Origin of the sequence: Robinsoniella sp. RHS (assembly GCF_001029355.1) — a bacterium.
Classification (GTDB): Bacteria; Bacillota; Clostridia; order Lachnospirales; family Lachnospiraceae; genus Robinsoniella; species Robinsoniella peoriensis.
In genome coordinates this window covers 1-5,857 of the sequence record NZ_JNGB01000161.1, presented here as the reverse complement: position 1 = coordinate 5,857, position 5,857 = coordinate 1, and the positions used below count along the sequence as shown (strand labels likewise).

The 5,857-nt window shown below is 42.8% G+C and carries 6 protein-coding genes and 1 pseudogene; 5 read left to right on the top strand and 2 right to left on the bottom strand.

The window, feature by feature from the left end:
* Positions 1 to 207: pseudogene (locus RHS_RS27185) on the bottom strand (transposase); the annotation flags it as partial.
* Positions 208 to 573: 366 nt separating this feature from the next.
* Here RHS_RS27185 and RHS_RS27180 point away from each other — a divergent pair.
* The 5 genes from RHS_RS27180 (at position 574) to RHS_RS27160 (ending at position 4,233) form a co-directional block, all read left to right on the top strand.
* On the top strand, positions 574 to 1,557 hold the full coding sequence (locus tag RHS_RS27180) for an AIR synthase family protein (RefSeq protein ID WP_027293276.1): 984 nt from the start codon (positions 574 to 576) through the stop codon (positions 1,555 to 1,557).
* Positions 1,558 to 1,587: 30 nt separating this feature from the next.
* Positions 1,588 to 2,070, top strand: a complete 483-nt coding sequence (locus RHS_RS27175) for an Lrp/AsnC family transcriptional regulator (protein WP_027293277.1) — start codon at positions 1,588 to 1,590, stop codon at positions 2,068 to 2,070.
* Positions 2,067 to 3,230 carry an aminotransferase class I/II-fold pyridoxal phosphate-dependent enzyme gene (locus RHS_RS27170; RefSeq protein WP_047834933.1) on the top strand — a complete coding sequence of 388 codons (1,164 nt, stop codon included), beginning with the start codon at positions 2,067 to 2,069 and terminating at the stop codon, positions 3,228 to 3,230. Before RHS_RS27175 ends, RHS_RS27170 begins: the two co-directional genes overlap by 4 nt.
* 120 nt (positions 3,231 to 3,350) lie before the next feature.
* Positions 3,351 to 3,851 (top strand): tRNA (cytidine(34)-2'-O)-methyltransferase, encoded by a 501-nt coding sequence (locus tag RHS_RS27165; protein WP_027293279.1) that lies wholly within the window; start codon positions 3,351 to 3,353, stop codon positions 3,849 to 3,851.
* Entirely contained in the window at positions 3,838 to 4,233 is a 396-nt protein-coding gene (locus RHS_RS27160) for a DUF2809 domain-containing protein (protein ID WP_044293227.1), read from the top strand. The genes RHS_RS27165 and RHS_RS27160 overlap by 14 nt, the downstream gene beginning before the upstream one ends.
* Before the next feature lie 187 nt (positions 4,234 to 4,420).
* On the opposite strand, the gene RHS_RS27155 is transcribed toward RHS_RS27160, so the two are convergent.
* Positions 4,421 to 5,857 (bottom strand): ATP-binding protein (locus RHS_RS27155; RefSeq protein WP_395023594.1); only part of this gene is annotated, 1,437 nt, incomplete at its 5' end.

The window sequence follows — 5,857 nt, the reverse complement described above, 5'->3', positions numbered from 1 at the left end:
TTCCTTAAATTTTTGAGTTTCCATTTTTACTTCATTTTTAGCCCATGCAATAACATCGTCTCTGGTAGGGCCATGCTCCAGGAGCAGTTTGTCTAAAGTGCCAAGTTTGCGAACAATAGCGGACGTGGTGCTGCCATTAGCCTTGACATAGGATTTTGCAACATAAAATGATTCTGAATTTTTTGATTTCGAGATATGAAGATTCATATGCATCCCTCCTTACACCTCATTATATCACATAATAACAGAAAATAACATACTATAATCAAAAAAAGTTGACACAAAAAAAGCAGGATTTATGCGACCTGCAATAGATTTTTAGTTAGTTCAACTGTCAAACTCCCGTGCCGATTTTGCCGGTTTATGCCGGAATGATTACGCTATGACCAGAAATGATATACCGGTGATGACTGTGGGACTATATGGCGGCTAACAGTTGCAATTGCACTTAAGTTGTATTAAAATGTATCCAACAGGCTTTTTGTAAACGAAAAATATTTTCAGGTGGTCATTCTATGCAGAGGACAGGAATGATTGTTTGAATACGCTCTGGTGCACCAGAAGGAGAAATTTATGAAAATTGGTAAAATTTCAGAACAGACCCTAAAAAGGTCTGTGTTCAGACAGATAAAAACAAAACGAAGTGAAGTGCTTCAGGGGGCAGGGGTCGGAGAGGACTGTGCGGTGTTAAAGCTTGCCGAAGGGGAAGTGTTTGTATGCTCGATTGATCCGGTTACAGCGGCGGCAAAGAATGCCGCAGCCCTGGCAATACATGTAACTGCCAATGATATCGCAACATCGGGAGCCCAGCCGGTAGCAGTGCTGCTCAGCATTCTGCTTCCTGTTTCCATGGAAGAGCCCGAACTGCGTGCCATGATGCAGGAACTGGAAGATACCTGCGCCTCACTGAATATACAGATTGCAGGAGGGCATACGGAAACGACCACGGCGGTTAATCAGCCGGTCATTACAGTGTCGGGTATCGGGAAAGCATTGGAAAGTAAAGTCCTGGCAACAGGCGGTGTGAAACCGGGGCAGGATCTGGTACTTACCAAGTGGATTGCCCTTGAGGGAACCGCTATTCTTGCAAAAGAAAAAGAAGCGGAACTGAAAAATAGATTCCCAATGGCTATGATTGAAACCGCAAAGAAATTTGACCGGTATATTTCCGTTGTGCCGGAGGCAGCCGCCGCAAGCCGCTTCGGGGTATCTGCCATGCATGATGTGACAGAGGGCGGAATCTTTGGTGCACTCTGGGAGCTGGCTGAAAGTGCAGGTGTAGGACTGGAAGCGGATCTAAAGAAAATACCGGTGAAGCAGGAAAGTATAGAAATATGTGAGTACTTTGGGTTGAATCCTTATGTTCTGATGTCCAGCGGAGCCCTTCTGATTGCAGCAGACGATGGACTAGGACTGATTGCCGAATTGGGAAAATGCAGGATACCGGCATCACTGATCGGAAGAACAACCGATGGCAATGACCGGGTATTGTTTAACGGAGAGGACAGCAGATTTCTGGAACGTCCCCAGCCGGATGAAATATATAAATTGTTGTAGCAGCCTGGCAGCAGGCAGATAGGAGCTAAGATGAGAGAGCAGATATTAACATTTTTAGAGAAAAACAGCCGCATCGATCTGAAAGAACTGGCGGTATTACTAGGTTCGGATGAGATAACGATAGCGAATGAGATTGCAAAAATGGAACATGAGAAGGTAATCTGTGGATATCACACCTTAATTGACTGGGACAAGACATCTACAGAAAAGATTACGGCACTGATTGAAGTTCGGGTAACGCCCCAAAGGGGACAGGGATTCGATTCCATTGCTGAGCGAATCTATAATTATCCGGAAGTACGTTCCGTATATCTGATTTCCGGTGCTTATGACCTGATGGTAATTCTGGAAGGGAAAACGTTAAAAGAGGTATCCGGATTTGTTTCGGATAAACTTTCTACGCTGGATACGGTATTAAGTACAGCGACACATTTTGTTTTGAAGAAATATAAAGACCATGGAACAATATTTGATAAAAAAGTCAAAGATGAAAGGATGCTGGTGACCCCGTGAGAAATCCTATAGCAGATAAGGTGGTTGGAATCCAGCCATCCGGTATACGTAAATTTTTTGATATTGTAAGTGAAATGGATGATGTCATATCACTTGGCGTAGGGGAGCCGGATTTTGATACTCCCTGGCATGTGAGAGATGAGGGAATCTATGCCCTGGAAAAGGGAAGGACTTTTTATACTTCCAATGCAGGACTAAAAGAACTCCGTGTGGAGATATGTAAATATTTGAAACGCAGATGTAATATAGAATATTCTCCGGACAAGGAAACTCTGGTTACCGTTGGTGGAAGTGAGGCGATCGACCTGGCAATGCGTGCCATGCTGAACCCGGGGGATGAAGTTCTTATCCCTCAGCCAAGCTTTGTGTCATATCTGCCCTGTGTTGTACTGGCAGACGGGGTGCCAAAGGTAATCAATCTGAAAGAAGAGAATGAGTTTCGTTTGACGAAACAGGAACTTCTGGATGGAATTACGGAGAAAACCAAGATTCTGGTTCTGCCTTTTCCAAACAATCCAACCGGTGCAGTCATGAGCCGGAAAGACCTGGAAGAAATAGCAGAGGTAATCATTGAAAAAGATTTATATGTACTATCAGATGAAATTTATTCGGAACTGACCTACAACGGAGATCATGTATCTATTGCAAGCCTTCCCGGAATGCGTGAGAGGACCATTACGATTAATGGATTTTCCAAGTCATATGCCATGACAGGATGGCGCTTAGGCTATGTATGTGCGCCGGAGGTGATAACGGCACAGATGACCAAAATTCATCAGTTTGCCATAATGTGTGCGCCAACCAACAGCCAATATGCTGCAATTGAGGCTATGAAAAACGGCGATGGTGATGTTGCCGAAATGCGGGAAGCATATAATGGCAGAAGGCGCTATCTGATGCATGCCTTTAAAGAAATGGGACTGCCCTGTTTTGAACCCTTTGGAGCTTTTTATGTATTCCCGTGCATAAAAGAAATCGGAATGACCTCAGAAGATTTTGCCACAAGGCTGTTAGAAGAGGAAAAAGTAGCTGTAGTTCCGGGATCTGCATTTGGAGACTGCGGCGAAGGGTATCTTCGTATCTCATATGCGTATTCCCTTGAGAATCTGAAGGTAGCACTGAAGCACCTGGAGCGCTTTATTAATAAGCTGCGTGGATAAGGTGTAATCATGTCAGAAAGTGGGAATTCAGATTCATGAAATGAATCTGTAAACACGCGATTAGACCAGAATGCAGAATAAAATACGGAAGATAAGACTGATCAGGAGGATAAGCTTAAAATGGCAAAATTAAATATTGTATTATACGAACCGGAAATCCCTGCAAATACAGGCAATATCGGAAGAACCTGTGTGGCAACAGGAACCAGGCTTCATCTTATTGAGCCACTGGGATTTCGTCTAAATGAAAAAGAAATTAAAAGGGCAGGAATGGATTATTGGAAGGATCTGGATGTAACCACTTACGTTAATTATGAGGATTTCCTAAGTAAAAACCCGGGCGCTAAAATTTATATGGCAAGCACCAAAGCGCCTCAGGTATACACAGAAGCTTCCTATGAGCCGGACTGCTATATTATGTTTGGCAAAGAAAGTGCCGGAATACCGGAAGAAATTCTGCTGGAGAACCAGGAAACAACAGTCAGAATTCCTATGATCGGTGATATCCGCTCCTTAAATCTGGCAAATTCCGTATCCATTGTCCTTTATGAGGCACTGCGTCAGAATCAGTTTGACCATATGCAGCTGGAAGGCCATCTCACAAAATATGATTGGAAATAATAGTAAAAACCGAAAGCGTCTGATATTTGCCGGTCTGTTTGCTGTATTATTTTTAACAGAAGTGTGGATTGCACTATTTGTGCATGATCAATTCATTCGCCCTTATATAGGTGATGTACTCGTTGTGATCGTAGTTTACAGCTTTGTGCGCATATTCTGCCCAGCAGGTATCCACATGCTGCCCCTGTATGTATTTTTATTTGCAGTTTTTGTGGAAGGTTTGCAATATTTTCATCTGGTGGAATTGTTGGGACTGCAGGATAATGCCTTTGCAAAGGTGGTTTTAGGGTCTGTATTTGACTGGAAAGATATTTGGAGTTATGCAGTGGGATGTATGCTGCTTGGATTGTATGAATTTCTAGTGTATCGTAAGCAATTATAAAACATTTAGAGGGTTAAAGCCTATAGTAGATAACATAGCTGGCAGCTTATGTTAAAGCAATCGAAGTTTCTAATAGCAAGTTACGTTTGGCATTCAAAAAAAAATTTAATAAGATTAAAAAAGGAAGACAGCTGTGAGTTCAGGGAGAACCCAAAATCCGGCTGTCTTCTTTTTGTTTGAGATATAATTAGGCTTCCTGATTGGCTGTTTCTTTTGCTTTTGCCAAAGTAAAGGTAAATTCAGTGCCCACGCCTAAGGTGCTGACAACATTGATATTTTCATTATGCGCCTGAATGATCTCTTTTGTAATGGCGAGCCCAAGTCCGGTGCCCTTTTTATCTTTTCCTCTGGAGGGGTCCGTCTTATAGAATCTTTCCCATATTTTCTTGATACTTTCTTTGGGAATGCCTTCTCCGGTGTCTTTTACCGAAACGAATACCTTTTCATGCCTCACCGTAGTTTCAATAAAAATGGAAGAGTCCTGGTGACTGAATTTGATGGCATTGTCGATCAGGTTGTATAGTACCTGCTGGATTTTACCCATGTCTGCATTTACAAACAGATTCTGTGATTCAAAAACAAGCTGTATGGTAATCCGCTTATTGGTACAGGTTCCTTCAAAGGATGCAGCGGTATCTTTTATGATACCGTTAATGTCAAAGTCGGTAAGCTCCAGTAAGGTTCCTTTGTCATCGAAGTTGTTCAAAGTCAGAAGTCCACGGGTGAGCTTGTTCAGCCGTTCCGTTTCCGAAAGTACAATTTTCAGGTACTTGTCCTGCATTTCCGGTGGAATGGTTCCATCCTGGATAGCTTCTACATAGCCTTTGATTGAGGTCAGCGGAGAACGGAAATCATGTGAAATATTGGATATAAATTTTCTCTGATATTCACCCGATTTATTCAGTTCACTTGCCATATAGTTCAGGGAAGCCGCCAGATATCCGATCTCATCGTCAGTCTCCACCGGTAGTGTGTAATTCAGATTGCCGCTGGCATATTCGTTTACCGCCTGGATAATCTTCTTGATGGGGATGTACACCATTGCAGTAAACGCACCCAGTATAATCAGGGATAACAGGAAAATCAGTCCAAAGGTAATGTAGGAGATATTCAGGACTGAATTCTTCTCTGATTCCAGCTGGGACATATTATAATGCATGGAGATATAGCCTTTTACTTTATAGTTGGATGTGACCGGTACTACCACACTTAAAACATCGGTAGAAAAGCTGTTGAAGAAGCTGCCTACCTGATAATAACTGGAAGTCAGCGCCGTAGGGTCAAATCCGTTAATGGTTTTCAAATGTTCCGGATCATAGATTTCTCCGGAATTCAATAAAATCTGTCCCTTAGTGTTAATCAGCCAGATCTGGGCGGACTGGTAGGATGCCAGCGCCCGCATATTGGTGTAGATCTCCAGCATGGAAGGTCCGCCACCCGAATAGGATTCTGCGATCTGACCGGAGGCAAGGACATTCAGTTCCTTATACATGGCTTCCGCTTTTGAATTAACCAGGTATTTGTGGGTCAGGAAGGAACTTAAGGTGGAGATCAGTACAAAGCTCAGGATTCCGAATACGAGAAATACGGAAATGAACTTAATGTATAAAGCTTTTTTCATTAA

Excerpts from the sequence above, each read along its gene's own strand:
- RHS_RS27180 (WP_027293276.1), top strand. The coding sequence starts at position 574 with ATGAAAATTGGTAAAATTTCAGAACAGACCCTAAAAAGGTCTGTGTTC.
- RHS_RS27175 (WP_027293277.1), top strand. The coding sequence starts at position 1,588 with ATGAGAGAGCAGATATTAACATTTTTAGAGAAAAACAGCCGCATCGAT.
- RHS_RS27165 (WP_027293279.1), top strand. The coding sequence starts at position 3,351 with ATGGCAAAATTAAATATTGTATTATACGAACCGGAAATCCCTGCAAAT.
- RHS_RS27160 (WP_044293227.1), top strand. The coding sequence starts at position 3,838 with ATGATTGGAAATAATAGTAAAAACCGAAAGCGTCTGATATTTGCCGGT.